Annotated in this window: 11 protein-coding genes, 1 tRNA gene, 3 rRNA genes, 1 other RNA gene, 5 pseudogenes and 1 other annotated feature; of the genes and pseudogenes, 18 read left to right on the plus strand and 3 right to left on the minus strand. The window is 46.8% G+C overall.

Going from position 1 to position 26,060, the window contains the following annotated elements; genetic code table 11:
• Window positions 1-41 precede the first annotated feature (41 nt).
• From yaaA to L0M13_RS17865, 9 genes and pseudogenes are all read left to right on the plus strand, one after another.
• Complete coding sequence (gene yaaA / locus L0M13_RS17825) at window positions 42-281, plus strand: S4 domain-containing protein YaaA (RefSeq protein WP_052649554.1); 240 nt, start codon at window positions 42-44, stop codon at window positions 279-281.
• Window positions 271-1,382, plus strand: a pseudogene (recF, locus tag L0M13_RS17830) (DNA replication/repair protein RecF). Before yaaA ends, recF begins: the two are co-directional and overlap by 11 nt.
• 263 nt (window positions 1,383-1,645) lie before the next feature.
• A pseudogene (gene gyrB / locus L0M13_RS17835) lies at window positions 1,646-3,573 on the plus strand (DNA topoisomerase (ATP-hydrolyzing) subunit B).
• A gap of 30 nt (window positions 3,574-3,603) precedes the next feature.
• Entirely contained in the window at window positions 3,604-6,186 is a 2,583-nt protein-coding gene (gyrA, locus tag L0M13_RS17840) for a DNA gyrase subunit A (protein ID WP_235197742.1), read from the plus strand.
• A gap of 529 nt (window positions 6,187-6,715) precedes the next feature.
• A 16S ribosomal RNA gene (locus tag L0M13_RS17845) occupies window positions 6,716-8,263 on the plus strand.
• 205 nt (window positions 8,264-8,468) lie between these two features.
• Window positions 8,469-11,403, plus strand: a 23S ribosomal RNA gene (locus L0M13_RS17850).
• A gap of 81 nt (window positions 11,404-11,484) precedes the next feature.
• A 5S ribosomal RNA gene (rrf, locus tag L0M13_RS17855) occupies window positions 11,485-11,600 on the plus strand.
• Together the 16S, 23S and 5S rRNA genes form the textbook arrangement of a ribosomal RNA operon.
• Before the next feature lie 369 nt (window positions 11,601-11,969).
• Entirely contained in the window at window positions 11,970-13,436 is a 1,467-nt protein-coding gene (gene guaB / locus L0M13_RS17860) for an IMP dehydrogenase (RefSeq protein ID WP_235197743.1), read from the plus strand.
• A 133-nt stretch (window positions 13,437-13,569) separates the two neighbouring features.
• Window positions 13,570-14,910 (plus strand): serine hydrolase, encoded by a 1,341-nt coding sequence (locus L0M13_RS17865; protein WP_397443505.1) that lies wholly within the window; start codon window positions 13,570-13,572, stop codon window positions 14,908-14,910.
• 47 nt (window positions 14,911-14,957) lie between these two features.
• Here L0M13_RS17865 and L0M13_RS17870 read toward each other — a convergent pair.
• Window positions 14,958-16,357: pseudogene (locus tag L0M13_RS17870) on the minus strand (PLP-dependent aminotransferase family protein).
• Between the two features lie 103 nt (window positions 16,358-16,460).
• On the opposite strand from L0M13_RS17870, the pseudogene pdxS reads away from it, so the two are divergent.
• The 4 genes and pseudogenes from pdxS to L0M13_RS17890 all read left to right on the plus strand — a co-directional run bounded on the left by pdxS (window position 16,461) and on the right by L0M13_RS17890 (window position 20,500).
• Window positions 16,461-17,343 (plus strand): annotated as a pseudogene (gene pdxS, locus L0M13_RS17875) (pyridoxal 5'-phosphate synthase lyase subunit PdxS).
• Window position 17,344: 1 nt separating this feature from the next.
• A complete protein-coding gene (pdxT, locus tag L0M13_RS17880) occupies window positions 17,345-17,962 on the plus strand; it encodes a pyridoxal 5'-phosphate synthase glutaminase subunit PdxT (protein ID WP_235197744.1) in 618 nt (205 codons plus the stop codon).
• 7 nt (window positions 17,963-17,969) lie between these two features.
• Window positions 17,970-18,176, plus strand: a binding site (T-box leader).
• Between the two features lie 67 nt (window positions 18,177-18,243).
• Window positions 18,244-19,517 (plus strand): annotated as a pseudogene (gene serS, locus L0M13_RS17885) (serine--tRNA ligase).
• Between the two features lie 98 nt (window positions 19,518-19,615).
• Window positions 19,616-20,500 (plus strand): alpha/beta fold hydrolase, encoded by an 885-nt coding sequence (locus L0M13_RS17890; RefSeq protein ID WP_235199348.1) that lies wholly within the window; start codon window positions 19,616-19,618, stop codon window positions 20,498-20,500.
• Here L0M13_RS17890 and tadA read toward each other — a convergent pair.
• Window positions 20,492-20,986, minus strand: a complete 495-nt coding sequence (gene tadA, locus L0M13_RS17895) for a tRNA adenosine(34) deaminase TadA (RefSeq protein WP_235197745.1) — start codon at window positions 20,984-20,986, stop codon at window positions 20,492-20,494. The two genes, L0M13_RS17890 and tadA, sit on opposite strands and share 9 nt — an antisense overlap.
• 140 nt (window positions 20,987-21,126) lie before the next feature.
• On the opposite strand from tadA, the gene L0M13_RS17900 reads away from it, so the two are divergent.
• From L0M13_RS17900 to L0M13_RS17910, 3 genes are all read left to right on the plus strand, one after another.
• Entirely contained in the window at window positions 21,127-21,993 is an 867-nt protein-coding gene (locus tag L0M13_RS17900; RefSeq protein WP_235197746.1) for a YitT family protein, read from the plus strand.
• A gap of 94 nt (window positions 21,994-22,087) precedes the next feature.
• A complete protein-coding gene (locus L0M13_RS17905; protein ID WP_235197747.1) occupies window positions 22,088-22,726 on the plus strand; it encodes a deoxynucleoside kinase in 639 nt (212 codons plus the stop codon).
• The gene (locus tag L0M13_RS17910) at window positions 22,723-23,391 is read left to right on the plus strand and encodes a deoxynucleoside kinase (protein WP_235197748.1); all 669 of its coding nucleotides are present in this window, start codon (window positions 22,723-22,725) and stop codon (window positions 23,389-23,391) included. Before L0M13_RS17905 ends, L0M13_RS17910 begins: the two co-directional genes overlap by 4 nt.
• 206 nt (window positions 23,392-23,597) lie before the next feature.
• On the opposite strand, the gene L0M13_RS17915 is transcribed toward L0M13_RS17910, so the two are convergent.
• Window positions 23,598-23,689: transfer RNA gene (locus tag L0M13_RS17915), tRNA-Ser, on the minus strand.
• Window positions 23,690-23,870: 181 nt separating this feature from the next.
• Between L0M13_RS17915 and ffs the strand changes: the two genes are divergently transcribed.
• Together ffs and dnaX are read left to right on the plus strand one after the other, a co-directional pair.
• Window positions 23,871-24,136: signal recognition particle sRNA large type (gene ffs / locus L0M13_RS17920), an RNA gene on the plus strand.
• Between the two features lie 159 nt (window positions 24,137-24,295).
• Window positions 24,296-26,035 (plus strand): DNA polymerase III subunit gamma/tau, encoded by a 1,740-nt coding sequence (gene dnaX, locus L0M13_RS17925; protein ID WP_235197749.1) that lies wholly within the window; start codon window positions 24,296-24,298, stop codon window positions 26,033-26,035.
• Window positions 26,036-26,060: the final 25 nt, after the last annotated feature.

Below are 26,060 nucleotides of genomic sequence, written 5' to 3' on the forward strand. Positions count from 1 at the left end.
AAAATAGAGGGATAGACTACGAATCGAAGGATGAGTGCATTTTGAAGGAAATAGGAATTGAAACAGAATACATCACATTAGGCCAATTATTGAAAATGACCGATACCATCAGTTCGGGTGGAATGGCGAAATGGTTTTTAAGTGAACATGAAGTGTTTGTGAATGGCGAAGCGGAGGATCGCAGAGGCCGGAAACTTCGTCCAGAAGATACTGTGGCAATTCCGGAGGTTGGGGAGTTTCGTATCGTTGTTGCTGAAGGCATGAGCTTCGATGCGGATTGACCGTCTCGAACTGTTAAATTACCGCAACTATGAAAGCCTGGATTTGTCGTTTTCACCGGAGATCAACGTATTCATCGGTGAAAACGCCCAAGGCAAAACCAATATTATGGAATCGCTGTATGTTTTATCCATGGCTAAATCTCACCGTACGTCAAATGATAAAGAATTGATACGCTGGGACGCCGAATATGGTAAAATAAAGGCTGATGTGCACCGTAAATACGGTAAATTGCCTTTAGAAATAACTTTGTCAAAAAAAGGCAAAAAGGCGAAAGTCAATCATTTAGAGCAGCGGCGGCTTAGTGATTATATCGGTCAGTTGAATGTGGTCATGTTTGCTCCTGAAGATCTTAATTTGGTCAAAGGCAGCCCTCAAGTACGGCGGCGATTCATCGATATGGAAATTGGCCAGATTTCTCCTGTCTATTTGCATGATCTATTGATTTATCAAAAGCTTTTAAAGCAAAGAAATCATATTTTGAAGCAGCATTACGGCAAACAATCAATCAATGACGTGATGTTTGACGTCTATACAGAGCAGTTTATTGAAGCTGCCGTTAAAATCATCCGAAAAAGGTATCAGTTCATGGATTTATTGCAAAAATGGGCAGAACCGATCCATCACGGCATTTCCCCTGGTTGGAACAACTTCAAATCCGCTATCAACCGATCAGCGGTTTAAAGCCCGAATGGACGCCTGAAGAAATGGCGTCTTTTTTAGAGCAGAAACTGGCAGAATTGCGGAAACGCGAAATCGAACGCGGTTCCACGCTTGTCGGTCCGCACCGGGATGAATTGCAGTTTTTTGTAAATGGCTATGATGTTCAGACCTACGGTTCTCAAGGCCAACAGCGTACAACGGCGTTGTCGTTGAAACTTGCAGAAATCGAATTGATTAAACAGGAAGTCGGCGAGGCTCCTGTCCTCTTATTGGATGATGTGTTATCGGAGCTCGATGATTATCGGCAGTCCCATTTATTGAATACCATCAAAGGGTCGGTCCAAACTTTTGTAACCACTACCAGTGTGGAAGGCATCCATCATGAAACGATCCAGAATGCCTTGCTTTTCGAAGTATCGAAAGGGACCGTTAAGGAGTGAACGCTCATTTACATTTCTATTAGTAAAGAGCAAAGCATCCGTATAAAGGAAATCATCGCTGTCATCCATTATGAAAATTACGTGCCGGCTGCTTTTGTGCGGCTGCTCGTGCCGATAGAACATGTAAAGTCTTACGTGGTTACCGACGAATTCGTCTATGGTTCGCCTTTGAAGGCGCAAGCAATTGTTAAGCATCTTAACGAGCAAATTTATAGCAAGCCAATTTGGAAATAGAATGTTGTAGGGAAGAGCAGGTGAACGGAATGGCAATGGAAGAAAATGAACTTAAACAATCTTATGATGCAAATCAGATTCAAGTTCTTGAAGGATTAGAAGCTGTCCGCAAAAGACCCGGAATGTATATCGGTTCGACAAGTTCAAAAGGGCTTCACCATTTGGTTTGGGAAATCGTGGACAATAGTATAGACGAAGCACTGGCTGGCTATTGCGACGAAATCCAAGTAACAATCGAGCAGGACAACTGGATCCGTGTAGAAGACAATGGGCGCGGAATCCCTGTCGGTATGCAAGAAAAAATGGGCCGTCCGGCAGTAGAAGTCATTATGACGGTCTTGCACGCGGCGGTAAATTCGGCGGCGGCGGATACAAGGTATCCGGCGGACTTCACGGTGTTGGGGCTTCAGTCGTCAACGCTTTATCTGAAGTTACTGAGGTTTATGTCAACCTTGACCAAAAAAAGCATTATATAAAGTTTGAACGAGGAGCGGTTACGGAAGAACTTAAAGTAATCGGCGAATCTAACCATACTGGAACAACAATCCGCTTTAAAGCAGATGCAGAAATTTTTAAGGAAACGACTGTCTATGAATTTGATATTCTGGATCATCGTTTACGCGAACTTGCCTATTTGAATCGCGGTTTACGGATTGTGATCCGGGACGAGCGCGAAGGCGAAGAAAAAGAAAAGGTCTATCATTTCGAAGGCGGTATCAAATCGTACGTCGAACATCTGAACAAAACAAAAGATCCGCTTCATGAAGAAGCGATTTTTGTGGAGTCTGAAAAAGACGGCATTTCTATTGAAGTAGCGATGCAATATAATGCCGGATACGCGGCAAATATCTTTTCATTTGCTAATAACATCAATACACATGAAGGCGGAACGCATGAATCCGGTTTTAAAACTGCTTTGACGCGTGTGATCAACGATTATGGCCGCAAAAATGGCATGTTGAAAGAACAGGATGCGAATCTAACGGGAGATGACGTGCGTGAAGGACTGACAGCAATCATTTCTGTTAAGCACCCAGATCCGCAGTTCGAAGGGCAAACGAAAACAAAACTTGGCAATACGGAAGTCAGTACAATCGTCAATAACTTGTTCTCAGCTGGCTTCGAGCGATTCCTTTTGGAAAACCCATCCGTTTCACGCAAAATTGTGGAAAAAGGGATTATGGCTTCCCATGCCCGCATGGCAGCTAAAAAAGCACGTGAATTCACGCGCCGCAAATCGGTCCTTGAAGTATCCAGCTTGCCAGGTAAATTGGCTGACTGTTCTTCACGCGATCCAAAAATCAGTGAAATTTATATCGTAGAGGGCGATTCGGCTGGCGGATCAGCAAAATCAGGACGCGACCGTCATTTCCAAGCGATTTTGCCTCTGCGCGGAAAAATTCTTAACGTTGAAAAAGCACGCTTGGACAGAATCCTGACAAATGCCGAAATCCGCAATATCATTACAGCCCTTGGCACAGGAATCGGGGAAGAGTTCAATTTGGATAAAGCCCGCTACCATAAAGTCGTCATCATGACAGATGCCGATGTCGATGGTGCCCATATCCGTACGTTGCTGCTGACGTTCTTCTTCCGTTATATGCGGCCATTGCTTGAAGCTGGCTATATTTATATCGCGCAGCCGCCTTTATTCCAAATTAAGCAAGGCAAGCATGTGGAATACGTTTATACCGATGCCCAATTGAAGACGGCGCTTGAGAATCTATCGAGCACGCCGAAACCGAATGTTCAGCGCTATAAAGGACTCGGGGAAATGAACGCGACCCAGCTATGGGATACCACAATGGATCCGGATGTCCGTACATTGCTTCAAGTTACGTTGACGGATGCAATGGTGGCAGATGAAACTTTCCATATCCTAATGGGCGATGATGTAGAACCACGCCGGAACTTTATCGAAGAAAACGCGAAATACGTTAAAAACCTGGACGTTTAAGTGATGTAGAGTTGAGAGGAGGCTGCGGATATGGCTGAACGGCCTAGCAGTGGTGTTGAAGAAATAAATATAAGCACGGAAATGCGGACCTCATTCTTGGATTATGCAATGAGTGTTATCGTTTCCCGCGCTTTACCGGATGTGCGAGATGGGCTAAAACCTGTTCATCGCCGCATCCTTTATGCAATGCATGATTTAGGGATTACGTCAGACAAAGCCTATAAAAAATCAGCACGTATCGTCGGAGACGTTATTGGTAAATACCATCCTCACGGGGATACGGCTGTTTACGAAACCATGGTACGGATGGCGCAGGATTTCAGTTATCGTTATATGCTGGTAGACGGCCACGGAAACTTTGGATCGGTGGACGGAGATGCAGCAGCAGCTATGCGTTACACTGAATCTAAAATGTCAAAAATTTCCATGGAATTATTGCGTGACTTGAATAAGAATACGATTGACTATCGCGACAACTACGATGGCCAAGAAAAAGAACCGATTGTTTTGCCGAGCCGATTCCCGAATTTATTGGTAAACGGAACTTCAGGGATTGCCGTCGGTATGGCTACCAATATTCCGCCGCATCATTTGGGCGAAACCATTGATGGCGTGTTGGCATTGGCTGAAAATCCAGCCATTACAACGGAAGAACTGATGGAATTCATCCCAGGTCCGGATTTCCCGACTGGCGGGATTATTCTAGGGCGAAGCGGAATCCGCCGAGCTTATGAAACAGGCCGCGGCTCGATCATGATCCGTTCAGTTATCGATATTGAAACAAAAGCGAACGGCAAAGAAGTCATTATTGTAAACGAACTTCCTTACCAGGTGAATAAAGCCCGCTTGATCGAAAAAATTGCGGAACTTGTGCGTGACAAGAAAATTGACGGCATTACGGACTTGCGCGATGAATCTGACCGCAACGGAATGCGTATTGTCATCGAAGTCCGCCGAGATGCAAGTGCAAGTGTACTATTGAACAATTTGTACAAACAAACAGCGATGCAAACAAGCTTCGGGATCAATATGCTGGCTCTTGTCGATGGCCATCCGAAAGTTCTTGGATTGAAAGAAGTTCTTTATCATTACTTAGAACATCAGAAAGTTGTCATCCGCCGCAGAACTCAATTTGATTTGACGAAAGCGGAAGACCGCGCACATATCCTTGAAGGTTTGCGCATTGCGTTAGACCATATCGATGCCATCATTGCATTGATCCGTGGGTCACAAACGACCGAAGAAGCCCGCAACGGCTTGATGAACAATTTCAATTTATCTGAGCGCCAATCCCAAGCAATCTTAGACATGCGTTTGCAGCGTTTAACGGGACTCGAGCGCGATAAAATTGAAGATGAATATCTAGGATTGGTAAAACTGATCGATGAGCTTCGTGAAATCCTGGCGAATGAACATCGCATCCTTGAAATCATCCGTGAAGAATTGCTCGAAGTGAAAGAGCGCTTCAGCGATAAACGCAGAACCGAAATCACTTCAGGCGGAACAGAAATGTTTGAAGATGAAGATTTGATCCCTCGTGAAGATTCTGTTTTAACGTTGACTCACAATGGGTACATTAAACGCTTGCCTGCGAACACCTACCGCAGCCAGAAACGCGGAGGCCGCGGCGTACAAGGAATGGGAACCAACGAAGACGACTTTGTTGAACACCTTCTATATACATCTACACACGACACCATCTTATTCTTTACCAATAAAGGGAAAGTCTATCGTAAGAAGGGATATCACATTCCAGAATACGGACGGACAGCTAAAGGCCTTCCTCTAGTAAACTTGTTGGAAATCGAGAAGAACGAGAAAGTTACAGCGGTGATTCGAGTAGAAGAATTTAAGGAAGATGCATTCTTCTTCTTTACTACACGTGAAGGAGTGAGCAAACGGACGCCGGTGTCGAATTACGCAAACATCCGTCAAAACGGTTTGATTGCCATCAGCTTGCGCGAAGAAGATGAGTTGATCTCGGTTAAATTGACAGACGGATCCAAAGAGATTGTCATTGGTACACGCGACGGCGCCTTAATCCGATTCCCAGAAACGGATATTCGCAGCATGGGACGGACTGCAAGCGGCGTACGGGGTATCCGTTTACGCGAAGGCGATAATGTAGTTGGCATGGAGATTCTTGAGCCAGGCGATAACATTCTTGTCATTACGGAAAAAGGATACGGGAAACAAACGAAAGAAGCGGAGTACCGTGTTCAATCCAGAGGCGGCATGGGAATCAAAACTTGCCAAATCACCGATAAGAACGGCCCATTGGTTGCTGTTCGTACTGTGAATGGCACAGAAGATATCATGCTTATTACAATCAATGGCATTTTGATCCGTATGGATGTGAACGATATCTCCACTACTGGCAGAAGCACTCAAGGCGTCCGGTTGATTCGCTTGTCTGAAGACGAGACCGTCGCTACCGTTGCTAAAGTGAAAAAAGATATCGATCTTCCGGAAGAATCCGAGAATCCGGATGAAAATATCGAAGCAACTTTGATTGAAGAAAGCGCTGAAGCGGATGTGTATACAGAAGCGGACGATGTAGTTGCTGATGAAAATATCGAAGTTGAAGAAGTAATAGAAGAAGACGAAGAGTAATTTTTATCCCACTGGATTGCCAGTGGGATTTTTTCTTGCCTATCAAATTGTTAGTAGCTGCAAAGTAATAAAGAAGTCCAAAGAAGCGTTCATCAGTTGGCCTTGAATAAAGAGTGGGCGAACACTTTGTTCATTGAGTCTTGTTAATAGAGCTGCTTCTATAAAGAAGAAGTTTCCTTGAAGAAAAAGATTTTACTCTTTGCAGAAGTTTTTTCTCAAACCTATTGACTATTGCTGGTTTACTTGGTATATTAATAAGCGTCCTCAAAACAACTTGATTGAAACGGAATTATAAATTTTATAAAACTGTTGACATCGAAATTGAATTGAGCTATACTAATAAAGTTGCTGAGAAAAAGCAGTGACAACATGAACCTTGAAAACTGAACAGCAAAACGTCAACAATAACGGCAACGGACCTTCGGGTCCCGCGCCACAAACTTACTGATCAGGCTTAGCCAGATCAAAGCGAATCGCGCGTCTTTTCGGAGACGGCGATGCGCCAGCATTGAGCAATCAATACTACTCTATAATGGAGAGTTTGATCCTGGCTCAGGACGAACGCTGGCGGCGTGCCTAATACATGCAAGTCGAGCGGAACACTTGGAGCTTGCTCCAAGCGTTTAGCGGCGGACGGGTGAGTAACACGTGGGCAACCTGCCCTGCAGATCGGGATAACTCCGGGAAACCGGTGCTAATACCGAATAGTTTGAAGCCTCACCTGAGGCTTCACGGAAAGACGGTTTCGGCTGTCACTGCAGGATGGGCCGCGGCGCATTAGCTAGTTGGTGGGGTAACGGCCCACCAAGGCCACGATGCGTAGCCGACCTGAGAGGGTGACCGGCCACACTGGGACTGAGACACGGCCCAGACTCCTACGGGAGGCAGCAGTAGGGAATCTTCCGCAATGGACGCAAGTCTGACGGAGCAACGCCGCGTGAGTGACGAAGGTTTTCGGATCGTAAAACTCTGTTGTGAGGGAAGAACACGTACCAACTAACTATTGGTACCTTGACGGTACCTCACCAGAAAGCCACGGCTAACTACGTGCCAGCAGCCGCGGTAATACGTAGGTGGCAAGCGTTGTCCGGAATTATTGGGCGTAAAGCGCGCGCAGGCGGTTCCTTAAGTCTGATGTGAAAGCCCACGGCTCAACCGTGGAGGGTCATTGGAAACTGGGGAACTTGAGTGCAGAAGAGGAAAGTGGAATTCCACGTGTAGCGGTGAAATGCGTAGAGATGTGGAGGAACACCAGTGGCGAAGGCGACTTTCTGGTCTGTAACTGACGCTGAGGCGCGAAAGCGTGGGGAGCAAACAGGATTAGATACCCTGGTAGTCCACGCCGTAAACGATGAGTGCTAAGTGTTAGGGGGTTTCCGCCCCTTAGTGCTGCAGCTAACGCATTAAGCACTCCGCCTGGGGAGTACGGCCGCAAGGCTGAAACTCAAAGGAATTGACGGGGGCCCGCACAAGCGGTGGAGCATGTGGTTTAATTCGAAGCAACGCGAAGAACCTTACCAGGTCTTGACATCCCGCTGCCCGCCTTGGAGACAAGGCTTTCCCTTCGGGGACAGCGGTGACAGGTGGTGCATGGTTGTCGTCAGCTCGTGTCGTGAGATGTTGGGTTAAGTCCGCAACGAGCGCAACCCTTGATCTTAGTTGCCAGCATTCAGTTGGGCACTCTAAGGTGACTGCCGGTGACAAACCGGAGGAAGGTGGGGATGACGTCAAATCATCATGCCCCTTATGACCTGGGCTACACACGTGCTACAATGGACGGTACAAAGGGCAGCCAACCCGCGAGGGGGAGCCAATCCCAGAAAACCGTTCTCAGTTCGGATTGCAGGCTGCAACTCGCCTGCATGAAGCCGGAATCGCTAGTAATCGTGGATCAGCATGCCACGGTGAATACGTTCCCGGGCCTTGTACACACCGCCCGTCACACCACGAGAGTTTGTAACACCCGAAGTCGGTGGGGTAACCCTAGTGGAGCCAGCCGCCGAAGGTGGGACAGATGATTGGGGTGAAGTCGTAACAAGGTAGCCGTATCGGAAGGTGCGGCTGGATCACCTCCTTTCTAAGGATTTATTCGGAAACAAGATCTTAGATCTTGTGTTGACGTTTTGCGTTCAGTTTTGAAGGTTCACCCTTCAGGCGTGAGCCTGTTTTGTGACTTCAAACTTGTTCTTTGAAAACTGGATAAAACGACATTGAAACAAATGAAAACAAGCAATTCATGCAAGCACGATCCCAATTGGGATCCACTTTTTAACAAACCACTTGGTTAAGTTAGAAAGGGCGCACGGTGAATGCCTTGGCACTAGGAGCCGAAGAAGGACGGCACTAACACCGATATGCTTCGGGGAGCTGTAAGTGAGCGATGATCCGGAGATTTCCGAATGGGGGAACCCACCGCCTTTAATGGGGCGGTATCCATGTGTGAATACATAGCACATGAGAAGGCAGACCCAGGGAACTGAAACATCTAAGTACCTGGAGGAAGAGAAAGCAAATGCGATTCCCTGAGTAGCGGCGAGCGAAACGGGAACAGCCCAAACCAAGAGGCTTGCCTCTTGGGGTTGTAGGACACTCATTGTGGAGTTACAAAATCCGAATTTAAGCGAAGCGACCTGGAACGGTCCGCGAGACAAGGTAACAGCCCTGTAGCTGAAAGGTTCGGATCTCCCGAGTGGATCCTGAGTACGGCGGAACACGTGAAATTCCGTCGGAATCCGGGAGGACCATCTCCCAAGGCTAAATACTCCCTAGTGACCGATAGTGAACCAGTACCGTGAGGGAAAGGTGAAAAGCACCCCGGAAGGGGAGTGAAACAGATCCTGAAACCGTGTGCCTACAAGTAGTCAAAGCCCGTTAATGGGTGATGGCGTGCCTTTTGTAGAATGAACCGGCGAGTTACGATTGCATGCAAGGTTAAGCTGAGAAGGCGGAGCCGCAGCGAAAGCGAGTCTGAATAGGGCGAATGAGTATGCAGTTGTAGACCCGAAACCAGGTGATCTACCCATGTCCAGGGTGAAGGTAAGGTAACACTTACTGGAGGCCCGAACCCACGCACGTTGAAAAGTGCGGGGACGAGGTGTGGGTAGCGGAGAAATTCCAATCGAACCTGGAGATAGCTGGTTCTCTCCGAAATAGCTTTAGGGCTAGCCTCAATCGTTTAGAATCCTGGAGGTAGAGCACTGTTTGGACTAGGGGCCCATCCCGGGTTACCGAATTCAGACAAACTCCGAATGCCAGTGATTTATGATTGGGAGTCAGACTGCGAGTGATAAGATCCGTAGTCAAGAGGGAAACAGCCCAGACCACCAGCTAAGGTCCCCAAATATCCGTTAAGTGGAAAAGGATGTGGCGTTGCTTAGACAACCAGGATGTTGGCTTAGAAGCAGCCATCATTTAAAGAGTGCGTAATAGCTCACTGGTCGAGTGACACTGCGCCGAAAATGTACCGGGGCTAAACGGATTACCGAAGCTGTGGATGGACCTCGTCTGAGGTCCGTGGTAGGAGAGCGTTCTAAGGGCGTTGAAGTCAGACCGGAAGGACTGGTGGAGCGCTTAGAAGTGAGAATGCCGGTATGAGTAACGAAAGACGGGTGAGAATCCCGTCCACCGAATGCCTAAGGTTTCCTGAGGAAGGCTCGTCCGCTCAGGGTCAGTCGGGACCTAAGTCGAGGCCGATAGGCGTAGACGATGGACAACAGGTTGATATTCCTGTACCACCTCCCCGCCGTTTGAGCAATGGGGGGACGCAGAAGGATAAGGTGAGCGCGCCGTTGGTTGTGCGCGTCCAAGCAGTGAGGCGTGGAATGAGGCAAATCCCATTCCTGATACGTTAAGCTGTGACGGCAAGAGGGTTTACCCTCGAGTCCCTGATTTCACACTGCCAAGAAAAGCCTCTAGCGAGGCGGGAGGTGCCCGTACCGCAAACCGACACAGGTAGGCGAGAAGAGAATTCTAAGGTGAGCGAGTGAACTCTCGTTAAGGAACTCGGCAAAATGACCCCGTAACTTCGGGAGAAGGGGTGCTCTGGTAGGGTGTTAAAGCCCGAGAGAGCCGCAGTGAATAGGCCCAGGCGACTGTTTAGCAAAAACACAGGTCTCTGCAAAACCGTAAGGTGACGTATAGGGGCTGACGCCTGCCCGGTGCTGGAAGGTTAAGGGGAGTGCTTAGCGCAAGCGAAGGTGCGAACTGAAGCCCCAGTAAACGGCGGCCGTAACTATAACGGTCCTAAGGTAGCGAAATTCCTTGTCGGGTAAGTTCCGACCCGCACGAAAGGCGTAACGATCTGGGCACTGTCTCAACGAGAGACTCGGTGAAATTATAGTACCTGTGAAGATGCAGGTTACCCGCGACAGGACGGAAAGACCCCGTGGAGCTTTACTGTAGCCTGATATTGAATTTTGGTGCAACTTGTACAGGATAGGTAGGAGCCTTTGAGCCCGGAGCGCCAGCTTCGGAGGAGGCGTCGGTGGGATACTACCCTGGTTGTATTGAAATTCTAACCCACACCCCTGATCGGGGTGGGAGACAGTGTCAGGCGGGCAGTTTGACTGGGGCGGTCGCCTCCTAAAGAGTAACGGAGGCGCCCAAAGGTTCCCTCAGAATGGTTGGAAATCATTCGCAGAGTGTAAAGGCACAAGGGAGCTTGACTGCGAGACGTACAGGTCGAGCAGGGTCGAAAGACGGGCTTAGTGATCCGGTGGTCCCGCATGGAAGGGCCATCGCTCAACGGATAAAAGCTACCCCGGGGATAACAGGCTTATCTCCCCCAAGAGTCCACATCGACGGGGAGGTTTGGCACCTCGATGTCGGCTCATCGCATCCTGGGGCTGTAGTCGGTCCCAAGGGTTGGGCTGTTCGCCCATTAAAGCGGTACGCGAGCTGGGTTCAGAACGTCGTGAGACAGTTCGGTCCCTATCCGTCGCGGGCGCAGGAAATTTGAGAGGAGCTGTCCTTAGTACGAGAGGACCGGGATGGACACACCGCTGGTGTACCAGTTGTTCTGCCAAGGGCATCGCTGGGTAGCTATGTGTGGCCGGGATAAGTGCTGAAAGCATCTAAGCACGAAGCCCCCCTCAAGATGAGATTTCCCATTGCGCAAGCAAGTAAGATCCCTCAAAGACGATGAGGTAGATAGGTTCGAGGTGGAAGCGTGGCGACACGTGCAGCTGACGAATACTAATCGATCGAGGACTTAACCAAAATGCTTTTTGAAGAGCGCGTTGCATTTGTTTCATGTCGAATATCCAGTTTTGAGTGAACAAGTCACTCTGAAAAAAATAGTCCAGTGATGATGGCAAAGAGGCCACACCCGTTCCCATCCCGAACACGGAAGTTAAGCTCTTTTGCGCCGATGGTAGTTGGGGGTCTCCCCCTGTGAGAGTAGGACGTCGCTGGGCACGTGGAAAGTCGTTACCGTAGCCGGTAACGGCTTTTTTTGTTGTTAATTCAAATTTCTTGTAACTCATTAATTTTGGATATACTCTAAAAGAAATTGAAAAGACGATTGAAAATGAGTGCAGTTTATCAAGTTGAAACTTTTAAGCGTAGTGGGAAGATGGAATTCGACTGAATTTCTGACCATAAAGAAGGCAAGATAGTTAATCCTATGCTTCGCAAAGTTTCCCTTTAAAAATGAAAGAAAAAATCAAAAAATGCTTTCATCAAGAAGTCCGAATACTTTTTCTTCTTCAGGTTTCCTTGACACTGCATAGCGGCGCTGATAACCTTACAATAATATTTAAAAGGAAGCAGGAGGCGTGTCCATAATGTGGGAGTCTAAATTTGTAAAAGAAGGTTTAACGTTCGACGATGTATTGCTTGTACCAGCTCGATCAGAAGTATTGCCGAAAGACGTAAGTTTATCGGTGGAATTAACTTCTACGATAAAGTTGAATATACCTATCATCAGTGCCGGCATGGATACTGTAACAGAAGCGAAGATGGCTATTTCAATGGCACGTCAAGGCGGCTTAGGGATTATCCATAAAAACATGAGCATCGAAGAACAAGCGGAACAAGTAACTACTGTAAAACGTTCTGAAAATGGTGTTATTACCGATCCTTTCTTCTTAACTCCAACACATCAAGTATTTGATGCGGAACATTTGATGGGGAAATACCGTATTTCAGGCGTACCGATTGTAAATAACGAAGAAGAACAAAAATTAGTTGGAATTATTACAAACCGCGATCTGCGTTTTATCCAAGATTATTCATTGCAGATTGATGAAGTGATGACTAAGGAAAAATTAGTTACGGCTCCAGTCGGTACTACGCTAGAAGATGCGGAAAAAATCCTTCAGCAATACAAAATCGAAAAATTGCCGATCGTTGACAATGATGGCGTATTAAAAGGCTTAATCACAATCAAAGACATCGAGAAAGTAATTGAATTCCCGAACGCTGCTAAAGATACCCATGGGCGCTTGATTGTTGGAGCTGCTGTTGGCGTTACTTCCGATACGATGAAACGCGTTGAGCAATTAGTGAAAGCTTCTGTCGACGTAATTGTTTTAGACACAGCACATGGACATTCAAAAGGTGTTCTTGATATGGTGCAGCAAATTCGTCAAGTGTATCCCGATTTAACCATCGTTGCAGGAAATGTAGCGACTGCAGAAGGCACAAAAGCATTGATTGAAGCAGGCGCAGATGTTGTTAAAGTAGGAATTGGACCCGGTTCGATTTGTACAACACGCGTAGTTGCGGGTGTGGGTGTTCCTCAAATCACAGCTGTTTACGATTGTGCAACAGAAGCACGCAAACATGGAAAAGCGATTATCGCAGATGGCGGCATCAAGTATTCTGGTGATATTATCAAAGCCTTGGCTGCTGGCGGACATGTCGTTATGCTAGGAAGCTTGCTTGCAGGTACCACTGAAAGCCCTGGAGAAACCGAAATTTTCCAAGGACGCCGTTTCAAGACTTACCGCGGAATGGGATCAATTGCTTCAATGGAAAAAGGTTCAAAGGACCGTTATTTCCAAGATGACGCTAAAAAATTAGTTCCAGAAGGTATTGAAGGGCGCCTGCCGTATAAAGGGCCTTTATCTGATACAATCCATCAATTATTGGGAGGCATTCGTGCTGGTATGGGATATTGCGGAACAAAAGATTTGCAGACTTTGCGCGAAGAAGCTCAGTTTATCCGTATGACCGGCGCTGGCTTGCGTGAAAGCCATCCACATGATGTTCAAATCACAAAAGAATCGCCTAACTATTCTATTTCATAATGAATAAACCTTTTAGCACCCTTTTTCGTCTTATTTTAGGCGCAAAGGGTGCTTTTTACATGTTTTTGTTTCAGGACCTATATAATATGATAGAATAGCATGGGTAAACTTATAGATGGAGGTATTTATACAGGTGAAAAATGTTTTAAAAATGACAATGCTACTTACTGTAATGGCTGTATTCTTAACGACAATTATCATTCCGCAGCAAGCTAAAGCGGAGAATTCATTGAATATAATGGCGGATGCTGCAATTTTGGTTGATGCTGAGACAGGGAAAATATTATACGAACAAAATTCTGAAGCGCCGCTTGGAATTGCAAGTATGACTAAAATGATGACTGAGTATCTATTATTTGAAGCGATTGAAGAAGGCCGCATCACATGGGACCAAGAATACAAAGTGACTGATTACACTTATAAAATATCCCAGGACTTGCGTTTAAGCAATGTTCCTTTGCGTAAAGATGAAAGCTACACGATCCAAGAGTTGTATGAAGCAATGGCGATCTACTCTGCGAATGCAGCGACAATCGGAATTGCTGAAACAATTGCGGGGACAGAAGGCGAATTCGTTCGCTTGATGAATGAAAAAGCGGCTGAATTCGGCTTGAAAGATACAAAATTCGTCAACTCTACAGGGTTGAGCAATAAAGACTTGATGGGCATGCAGCCAGAAGGCACAGGCCCTACAGATGAAAACGTTATGCCGGCAAGTTCCGTTGCCCTATTGGCGAAGATCTTATTAGACACCTACCCTGAAGTGTTAGAAACGACTAAGATTCCTCAAAAGGTTTTCCGTGAAGGCACGGATGATGCAACGAATATGGAAAACTGGAACTCCATGCTTCCTGGCTTGATCTACGAATATGAGGGTGTAGACGGCCTTAAAACTGGAACTACGGATTTTGCAGGACATAGCTTTACAGGTACTGCTAAACGTGGAGATACGCGTCTTATTGCTGTTGTCATGAAAGCGGTCGATAGTGATGGCGTCGGTTCTTACAAAGCCCGTTTTGACGCGACACGCGCGTTATTCGATTTCGGTTTCGGCCAATTTACTACAGAGGAAATTGTACCTGCCGGATATCAGTTTGAAGGAAAAGAAACATTGCCTGTCACGAAGGGCAAGGAAGACAAAGTGAATATCGCAGTCAAAGAACCTATTACGATGTTGATCCGCACAGTCGACAAAGATTCCTACAAACCGGAATTGGTTATCGATGAGTCCGTGCTGACGGATGGAGAAATGGAAGCAGGCATCGATAAAGACAAAGTGGTCGGCTCCGTTAAAGTGGCAAAAACGGAAGGCACAGATTATGGCTATCTAAATGGAAAAAACGCTGCAGCTGAAGTCGTAACGACTGAAAAAGTAGAGCGCGCCAATTGGTTCTCTCTATCGATGCAGGCAGTCGGAAGCTTTTTCTCTACTATGTGGGTTGGAGCAGTTGATTTCGTTACAGGTTTATTCTAATAAAAAGCAGTTCCCCTTTTGAATAAGGGAACTGCTTTTTTGTGCTTTTAAAGGGGATCGATTCCCCAGCAGCGCATAAGTTTTGAAATGCCCTGTTCGATTTCAGCTTCCGATAAGCCGCCAAATCCCAGGACAATTTTAGGGGGAGTCAGCGTTCGGCCGGAAATATCGTATGATTCCAAACCGAAGACCCGGATTTTTTCCTGTTTGGCCAGCCCAAGCAGCTCTTTTTCAGATAAGCGTGTTTGTACCGTCAAGACGATGTGCATACCTGCTTGTTCACCTGAAACTGTGACTGCGGGAGTATACGGAGCCAACACGGAAGTCAGCCGTTCCAATTTTTTCTTGTAAAGCTTCCGCATGCGATTCAAGTGGCGCGAAAAATGGCCATCTTTCATAAATTCAGCGACGATTTGTTGATCGGTGCGCGGAACGGAAGACGAATAATGTAGAAAAGTCTGTTGATACGCTGTAAGCAAACGTTTTGGAAGTACCATATAGGCGATGCGCAAGGAGGGCATCAATGATTTCGAGAACGTGCTGAGATAGATGACGCGTCCGCTCAAATCCATGCTCTGCAAAGCGGGGATGGGCCGGCTTGTGTAGCGGAATTCACTGTCGTAATCGTCTTCGATAATGAACCGTTCCGGCTTTGCAGCGGCCCAGTTCAATAATTGGGCCCGTTTCGCTGCACTCAAGACCGAACCGCTCGGAAATTGGTGGGACGGCGTTACATAAGCTACATCCACTGATGAGTCTTCTAATTCGCTAATATCGATGCCGTCTTCTTCTACCGCAATCGGCACCGCTTTCCGGTCATGGTGGGCAAAAATGCTATGTGTAAGCGGATATCCTGGATTTTCAAAGCCGTAGACGATATTTTTATCCAGCAGCCGTATCAACAGGGGCATCAATTGCTCGGTGCCTGAACCGATGATGATTTGCTCTTTATCGCAGACTACGCCTCTCGATTGAAATAGATAACGGGCAATTTCCTGTCGAAGTTCTTCATCTCCTTGGGGATGGCCGGAAAGAAGCAGTTCGTGATTGCCCTCGTCCATCACTTCTTTGGCGATTTTTCGCCAAGCGGCAAAAGGGAAGGACTGTGTATCAATTTTCCCTGAGTTGAAATCATAGTGATACACGAAATGCTCCGCTTGAACCGGTTCTTCTTGAGGGAGATCCAAATAGGCCAGCTCTTCAATGGCCTGGGCATAATAACCTTTCCGGTCCGCGCTTCAATAAACCCTTCAGCGACGAGCTGGCCATAAGCCAGTTCAACAGTGGTCTGGCTAATATCCAGGAAATCTGAAAGCTTCCGCTTGCTTGGCAATTTAACGCCGACCGAAATCTTGCCGCTGATGATGGCTTGTTTGATTTCCTCGTAAAGCTGTTTATATAAGGGGATGGAGTGGTTGCGTTTGAGTTGGAACATTAACATATCCATAAAATTCTCCTATCTGACCTTTTAAATTTATAAGGAACTGAGTCTTTTTATAGGGTCACTCTTTATTATACTGAATATATAAATAAAAGAGGAGGGATTTTTAATGAGTGAACAAGGAACAAATCGCGTTAAACGCGGAATGGCTGAAATGCAAAAAGGCGGCGTCATCATGGATGTGGTCAATGCGGAACAAGCACGGATTGCTGAAGCTGCAGGCGCTACGGCTGTAATGGCATTGGAACGCGTACCTTCGGATATCCGGAGAGACGGCGGAGTCGCCCGAATGGCGGATCCGCGCATTACCGAAGAAGTGATGAAGGCGGTATCGATTCCAGTGATGGCAAAAGCTCGTATTGGACATATTGTGGAAGCGGGTGCTGGAAGCGATGGGTGTCGATTATATTGATGAAAGTGAAGTATTGACGCCAGCAGATGAAGAATTCCACTTATTAAAAAATACATATACGGTACCGTTTGTCTGCGGATGCCGAAATTTAGGCGAAGCAGCCCGCCGCATCGGTGAAGGAGCATCCATGCTCCGGACAAAAGGAGAACCGGGAACGGGCAATATCGTCGAAGCGGTGCGTCATTTGCGGCAAGTGAATGCGGAAGTTCGCAAAGTGGTGACGATGAGTGAAGACGAATTGATGACAGAAGCCCGGAACTTAGGCGCTTCTTATGAATTTTTGAAAGAAGTAAAACGGTTAGGGCGGTTGCCGGTCGTTAATTTTGCGGCAGGCGGCGTTGCAACGCCAGCTGATGCCGCATTGATGATGGAACTGGGAGCGGATGGAGTATTCGTCGGATCCGGCATCTTCAAATCGGATCATCCTGAAAAATTTGCTCGTGCCATCGTCGAAGCGACAACACATTATCAAGACTATCGATTGATTGCTGAACTTTCAAAAGACCTTGGCATCGCGATGAAAGGAATTGAAATGTCCACAATTGCTGCGGGTGAACGTATGCAAGAGCGGGGCTGGTAAGATGAAGCGAATTGGTGTCTTGGCCTTGCAAGGGGCTGTCCGTGAGCATATGCGTTCAATTGAAGCGTGCAAGGCAGAAGCCGTTGCGGTGAAATGGCCGAAAGATTTAGAAGGGTTAGATGGGCTGATTCTGCCGGGCGGCGAAAGCACCGCGATACGCCGAGCCATTGATCGCTACGGATTGATGGAGTCGTTGTGTGAGTTCGCAAAAACCGGCAAGCCACTATTCGGCACATGTGCCGGATTGATTTTATTGGCAGGTACCGTTGTCGGATACGAAGAGCCGCATCTCGGCGTTATGGACGTGGTAGTAGAGCGCAATTCATTTGGCCGACAAGTGGACAGTTTTGAAGCACCGCTATCCATCAAAGGGATGGAAGTTGCTTTTGAAGCGGTATTCATCCGGGCGCCTCATATCGTCAGCGCCGGTCCTTCGGTTGAAGTGCTGTGTGAACATAAGGGCAAAATCGTCATGGCGCGGTGCGGGCAGTTCCTCGGCTGCTCGTTCCATCCCGAATTGACCGATGATCACCGGATCATGGAATACTTTCTGAGCATGGTTCCCCCGCAACGGACGCTCTCTTGCCAAACGATTCAATTTATAGTAAAGTATGATTAATTTAAAAGTAGAAACGTTGATGGGAACTAGTAGGACGTCTGTTTTTCCAAAGAGAGCCGGTGGTTGGTGCGAACCGGTGAAAAGCGCGTGTGAATCCACCCCTGAGTTGCATGGCGAAATAAGCCATTGCCGGTTTAAAGGCCGTTATGTAATGAAGAGGACTGGCTTTTGTTGGTCAATCAGGGTGGCAACGCAGGTAGCTCTCGTCCCTTTTACCAAGGGATGGGGGCTATTTTTGTTGCCTTTTTTCCATGGACTGAAAATTTGAAGGAGGAATTTACATGTTAGACATTAAATTTGTACGTGCGAATTTTGAAGAAGTGAAAACGAAATTAGCGAAACGCGGGGAAGACATTTCCGTGTTGGACGATTTTGAAACAGTGGATGCAAAACGCCGCGAATTGATTGCCCAGACAGAGAAATTGAAAGCGGAGCGCAACGAAGCCACTCAAAACATTGCTCTCATGAAGCGCAATAAAGAAAATGCAGACGAAGCGATTGCCAAAATGCGTGAAGTCGGCGACCAGATCAAAGTGATCGACGATGAATTGCGTGAAGTGGAAGAACGCTTGAATTACATCATGATGCGTGTGCCGAACATTCCGCATGACAGCGTGCCGGTCGGGGATTCCGAGGATGATAACGTGGAAATCCGCACGTGGGGAACAAAGCCGGAATTCACGTTTGAAGCAAAGCCGCATTGGGATCTTGGTACGGATTTAAATATCATCGATTTTGAACGCGCAGCGAAAGTGACAGGCAGCCGTTTTGTGTTCTACCGCGGGCTTGGCGCACGCCTTGAACGTGCACTTATCAACTTCATGATGGACCTTCACCAGGAAGAGCATGGCTACGAAGAAATGCTGCCGCCTTATATGGTCAACCGTGACAGCTTGACGGGCACTGGCCAATTGCCAAAATTCGAAGAAGATGCGTTCTTGATTGAAAAAGAGGATTATTTCCTGATTCCGACATCTGAAGTGCCGGTGACAAACTTTTATCGCGACGAAATCCTATCAGCGGATATGCTGCCGCAAGCCTTTGCTTCATACAGCGCGAATTTCCGCTCTGAAGCCGGTTCTGCGGGGCGCGACACACGCGGTTAATCAGACAGCACCAATTCAATAAAGTCGAGCTGGTGCGCTTTGTGAAGCCGGAAGATTCTTATGATGAGCTGGAGAAATTGACAGGACACGCGGAAAAAGTGCTGCAGCTGCTCGGCCTCCCTTATCGCGTCTTGAAAATGTGCACAGCCGACCTCGGCTTCACCGCTGCGAAGAAATACGATATCGAAGTATGGATTCCGAGCCAGGAGATGTACCGCGAAATTTCTTCTTGCAGTAATTTCGAAGATTTCCAAGCACGCCGTGCGAACGTCAAATTCCGCCGCGAAGCAAATGGCAAGCTGGAATTTGTGCATACCTTAAACGGAAGCGGTTTGGCGATCGGACGTACTGTGGCAGCCTTGCTTGAAAACTGCCAGCAGGAAGACGGAACCATCTTGATTCCTGAAGTGCTGCGTCCTTATATGGGCGGCAAAGAAGTTATCAAATAAATAAATGAACAGAGCCTGGAAATGTAAGGTTTCCAGGCTCTTTATTTTTGTGAAATCGGGTAAAGAAGGGGAAAGGCTGATTGAAAGGAATGATAAAAGTGGAACAAGTCTCTTTTGAATTTGTCAAAACGAACGGCATTACCCTGCATGCGGCTGTAGCGGGTCCCGAAAACGGGCCGCTTGTCGTATTGCTGCATGGCTTCCCGGAATTTTGGTACGGGTGGATTCATCAAATTGAACCGCTTGCAGCAAAAGGCTACCGCGTTGTGGTGCCGGATCAGCGCGGCTATAATTTGAGCGATAAACCGGAAGGCATTGAAAACTACACATTGGATTTATTGCGCGATGATATTGTCGGATTGATCGAAGGGTTTGAACGAACGAGTGCAACGGTGATCGGGCATGATTGGGGAGGTGCGGTCGCCTGGCATTTGGCTGCAACCAAACCGCAATACGTCGAGCAGCTGATTGCTGTGAACATCCCCCATCCAAAGGCAATGCCGCGTGTCATGAAGAAAAATCCGGCGCAATGGGTGAAGAGTTCCTATATCGCTTTTTTCCAAGTGCCTGAGTTTCCTGAGAAAACATTGGCAGCGGATTATTTTAAAACGATGGTCAGCAGTTTGGTGTCGACGAGCCGGCCGAATACTTTTTCAGAAGAGGAGATTTCCGCTTATCAATCCGCTTGGGCGCAGCCCGGTGCATTGACGGCGATGCTCAATTGGTACCGGGCGATCCGAAAAGGCAGCATGCTGCAGACGCCCGAAGAGAAAATCGGGGTGCCCGTGCGGATCCTCTGGGGACTCGGGGATCAGTTCTTATCTCCGATGCTCGCAAAAGAAAGCTTGAATTTCTGTGAAGACGGAGAATTGGTCTTTATCGGCGAAGCTACCCACTGGGTGCATCACGAGCAGTCATACATTGTAAACAAGTTAATTGCCCATTTTTTAGACGAGAAAAAAGCGGAAGCTCCTTTAGGATAAGGACTCCCGCTTTTTCTTTTTTTTGTTCTCCCGAAGAGCCCGGAAGAAATGGGTCAGCAACTGGCCGCATTCTTCTGCCCGTACATTTTCCGTCACATCGCATTGATGGTTAAAGCGGTCGTCATTCAGCAAACGGTAAAGCGAATCGACGCTTCCGGCTTTCACATCGCGCGCTCCGTAAATCACACGCGGAATACGGGATTGCAGGATGGCACCGGCACACATTGGGCATGGCTCTAACGTTACGTAAAGTTGGGTGTTTTCCAAACGCCAGCTACCGAGTTTCTCACAGGCTTCCTGGATGGCCAATAGCTCGGCATGCGTAACGGCGTTTTGTGTCGTTTCCCGCAAATTATGGGCTTTTGCAATAATTTCCCCGTCGCGGACTATGACCGCACCAATCGGCACTTCTCCTTTTGCTGCTGCTTTTTCAGCTTCTTCAATTGCCAACTGCATATAGAAATGATCTAATTCACTGCCATTCATCCAACATCGCTCCTTATTTGATAGTGTAGCATTTTTTTATGGTTTTAGAACATGGTCTTCCTATCGCATCAAGACAAACGTCCCGATAAAAGGTAAAATAAAAATGGACTAAAAAGACAAAGGTTAACAATAGGGGAGATTTGATGGTCAAAAAACATAAAAAAGAGTCTTTTCAGCATTTTATTCTGCGATTTTTGTTGATTTTATTAGGAGCGACAATGGCAGCTGTTTCAATTGAACTTTTTTTAGTGCCGAATTCGATCATTGATGGCGGCATTATCGGGATTTCGTTGATTTTAGACTTTTTGACGCCAGTTCCTTTCGGCATTTTACTAGTTGTCATCAATTTGCCATTCCTCTTCTTCGGCTATAAACACATCGGAAAAAACTTCTTCATGTCTTCGATTTTTGCGATTGTCGCACTTGCCATTATTGAATTTCCTTTACACCCGATTCCGGGAGTGGTTGATGACCCATTGCTTGCCACGGTTTTTGGCGGCTTGCTTCTCGGAGCCGGGGTAGGGCTTGTTATTCGCAACGGCGGGGCGCTGGATGGAACGGAGATCCTCGGTATTTTATTGACACGCAGATTGCCTTTTTCAGTTGGTGAATTTGTCCTGTTTGTCAATATCTTCATCTTTTTATGGGCTGGCTTTGTGCTGGGGTGGGAACAGGCGATGTACTCCATCTTGACGTATTATATTGCTTCTAAGACCATTGACATGGTCATTCAAGGACTGGATGAAACGAAAGCGGTGCTGATCGTTTCAGACGAGTTTGCAGAGTTGGCAGCTGCGATTAATTCGCGCCTTGGCCGAAGTGTCACTAAGCTGCACAGCAAAGGCGGCTTCGAAGAGTCAGCAAAAGATGTCATTTATGTTGTTGTGACACGCTTGGAAATTTCAAAGCTTAAACAAATTGTCGCAGACATCGACCCCAATGCATTTGTCACCATCATGGACACCCAGGAAGTCCACGGCGGAAAGTTCAAAGCAGCCATCCATTAAAGCGGAAGGCTGTTTTTTTTCTACTTTTAAGGGGCTGTCTATGGTAAAATAAATGGCACTGCATCACACTTGAACAGAAAGAGGGGGACTTCCCATGCCGGTGCCATTTATCACGGTAGAAGGTCCGATAGGCGTTGGCAAAACGTCATTGACGAAAGTAATTGCTGAACAAAACCAATTCCAACTGCTAAAAGAAATCGTGGACGAAAACCCGTTTCTCAATAAATTCTATGAAGATATTGAAGAGTGGAGCTTCCAGACGGAAATGTTCTTTTTATGCAATCGCTATAAACAATTATCCGATATCCAGAAAAAGTTCATCTCGAACCGTGAACCTGTCGTAGCGGATTACCATATTTTTAAAAACCTCATTTTTGCAAAGCGGACATTGCCGGAAGCGGAATATGCCAAATACGAAGCGATTTACCGCATCTTGACGGCGGATATGCCGAAACCCAATGTCATCATTTATTTGCATGCGAGCTTGGATACATTGATGAAACGCATCAAGCTGCGTGGCCGCGAATTTGAAAAGATGATTACGCCGGAATACATGGAACAGCTGGCTGCAGATTACCATGCCTTCATCGAAGTTTTTGAACAGGCGCATCCGGAAATACCGGTTCTTCGTTTTAACGGAGATGAAATCGATTTCGTCCAAAATGAAGCAGACTTGCAGCTGATTTTAAGCAAAGTGGACGAAACTCTACAACAAAGGAGCTTATCAATATGAATTTACGTGAAAAATACGGTATCCCTTCGGATGCAGTAATAACGATTGCAGGGACTGTAGGTGTCGGCAAGTCGACGATGACGAAAGCTTTGGCAGATGCCTTGCATTTCCGGACATCGTTTGAAAAAGTGGATACAAATCCTTATTTGGATTTGTTCTACGATGATTTCGAGAAATGGAGCTTCCATCTGCAGATCTATTTCCTGGCTGAACGCTTTAAAGAACAAAAGCGGATGTTCGAATATGGGGGCGGCTTTATCCAGGACCGTTCGATTTACGAAGATACCGGTATTTTCGCGAAAATGCACTGGGAAAAAGGCACGATGAACAATGTCGACTACGAAACGTATACGAATTTGTTCGAAGCGATGGTCATGACGCCGTATTTCCCACATCCGGATTTGCTGATTTACCTGGAGGGTTCGCTTGAGGACATTCTTGGACGCATCCAGGAACGCGGCCGCTTGATGGAGCAGCAGACGCCTGTTGAGTATTGGGTGGAAATGCACGACCGCTACGAAAAGTGGATCAACAGCTTTAACGGCTGCCCGGTACTTCGCTTGAACATCAGCGACTATGATTTGATGAACGATCCGGATTGTTCGGAAAAAATCGTTGAGCGCATCGGAAACTTCCTTCAACAAACAGCTGTATTAAAAAAATAAAAAGCAAGACCCCTTTAGCCGAATTGGGCTAAAGGGGTTTTTTATTTCCCGGGAAATAGAGGAGAGAAAATAAAAAGCAGAAGGCGAGAGCCCTCTGCTTGAATGAGTATGTATCAAAATCTTCAGACATATAACTGTTAAGAAAAATTCGCTACTTGCGTAACGAATCCAATCTCGAATTTATATGCGCGTGTAAATTCAAAAAATGGAGGAGGAAGAGGGATTCGAACCCCCGCGGATTTGACTCCCCTGTCGGTTTTCAAGACCGATCCCTTCAGCCAAACTTGGGTATTCCTCCGTATCAGACAAGAATTAATTTATCACGGATTGATATTTCCTGTCAACACTTTCAAAGAATTTTTTTGAGATTTTTTTAATTTCATGAAAAACCTTGATTGGAACAGGGAGTTTAACGGGATTTCATTTTAATAAAGCTTACGGATTGATTTTTTTAGGAAATATTCGTATACTAGTAAATGCCGTGCTAGGTGGGAAGGTAGCGGTGTCCTGTAACCTGCAATCCGCTCTAGCAGGACTGAATTCCTTTCTGAGGCTGTTTGTATGCAAGGTCTGCCTCTTGCACGTAGTGTTGACGTCTGGGTCCTGCGCAATGGGAACCCATGAACCATGTCAGGTCCGGAAGGAAGCAGCATTAAGTGGAACTTTTCATGTGCCGCGGGGTTGCCTAGATCGAGCCAACGACAAGGGTAACGCTTGTGTGCAGCAGTCGAAGAAAGGTGCACGGCATTAACTTTAAAACTCAGAGCCTGTCCGCAAGTTATTGCGGGCAGGTTTTTTGTATGTTCTCAAGGGGGATTCACCGGGAGAAATCATTCAGAAGAACCCCCTATTTATGGTATAATAAAAGGACCGAAAACAGATTTTATAAAAGGAGAGAAAACCGTTGGCGTATCAAGCTTTTTATCGTGTGTACAGACCGCAGTCCTTTTCTGAAATGTCAGGTCAGTCGCATATCAAACAAACCCTTCAAAATGCTCTCCTTTACAATAAGACCACGCATGCTTATTTGTTCTCGGGACCAAGAGGAACAGGGAAGACAAGTACAGCTAAAATTTTCGCCAAGGCGTTGAACTGTGAACAGGCACCCGTTGCAGAACCCTGCAATGAATGTGCTTCTTGCCGAAGCATCACCGAAGGTTCGAATACGGACGTCATCGAATTTGATGCTGCGTCCAACTCGCGTGTAGAGGAAATGCGGGAAATTATCGAGAAAGTCCGTTTCTCTCCAGCGAATTCGCGTTTTAAGATTTACATCATTGATGAAGTCCATATGCTATCCAACAGTGCTTTCAATGCTTTATTGAAAACGTTAGAAGAGCCGCCGGAACATGTGGTGTTCATTCTCGCAACAACCGAGCCGCATAAATTGCCGCTAACCATCATTTCACGCTGCCAGCGCTTTGATTTCAAGCGATTGACACAGGCGGATATTGTAGACCGCATGATCGAAGTGTTGACGGATGCAGAAATTCCGTACAACGAACAAGTGCTGAAAGTGATTGCACAAGCTGCTGCAGGCGGGATGCGGGATGCCCTTAGTTTGCTCGACCAAGTGGTTTCTTTCAGTGGAGATGAAATGACTTTGGAAGATGCCCTTTTGGTGACTGGTTCCATCAGCCAGGACATGTTCTACGATATTGCAGAAGCGTTGGTGGCAAAAGACATCGGACAAGCGCTCACGCTGCTTGAACAATTGGTGCGGGACGGGAAAGATCCGGTTCGTTTAGTAGAAGATTTCATTACATTCTTCCGCGATCTTTTATTGATCCAGACAGCTCCTGATTTGCACGATATGCTGGAGCTTGCAAGCCATGAACCGCGTTTTGAGGAGTTAGCGAAACAATTCAATCCGGTGACTCTATATGAATGGATTGACGTGTTGACGAAAACGCAGCAGGAAATGCGTTTTTCCAACCATACGAAAATCTATATGGAAACGGCATTGCTGAAAATGGTGCAAGCTGATGCACCCGTGTTAACTTCATCTTCCCAAGTTTCCGCTTCGCCGGAATTGGAAGCGAAAGTGAATCAGCTGGAGCAATTGGTCATCCAGCTTCAGCAGCAGCTGAAAAATGGAGCAGCGGCAGCTCCGGCCGGGGCAGCTGCTGAACCAAAAAGACGTCAGCGTTCGCAAAGCAGTTATAAAACGCCGGTTGGCCGGATTGAAGATGTCTTGAAAAATGCGACCAAACCGGATATTCAAGCGATTAAAACCAATTGGGCGACGGTCATGGCGCAATTGCAGAAATCCCATTCAGCTTTATTGAATGAAGCGGAGCCCGTAGCGGCTTCACCGGATGCTTTTGTGTTAAAATTCAAGTATGATATTCATTGTCAGATGGCAGCAGATAACCAGACCTTTTCTGTCGCTTTCAGCCAGCTGCTTGAGCAGTATACAGGCAAAGCGTATACGCCCATCTTTGTACCGGATGAAAGCTGGCTGAAAATCCGAGAAGACTTCATTAAGAGCAATGGATTGAAATCAGGTGCAGAGGAAAGACAGACAGAGTCGGAAGAAGAACATCCTTTCTCGGCGGAAGGCGCAGCAGCGGAAGAAGATCCGTTCATCGCTGAAGCTGAGCGGCTTTTTGGAAAAGACTTTGTGGAAGTACAAGAAGACTAATTAAACGAATCTTAAGGAGGAAACA

The sequence above is a fragment of the Planococcus sp. 107-1 genome (genome assembly GCF_021513255.1).
Classification (GTDB): Bacteria; Bacillota; Bacilli; order Bacillales_A; family Planococcaceae; genus Planococcus.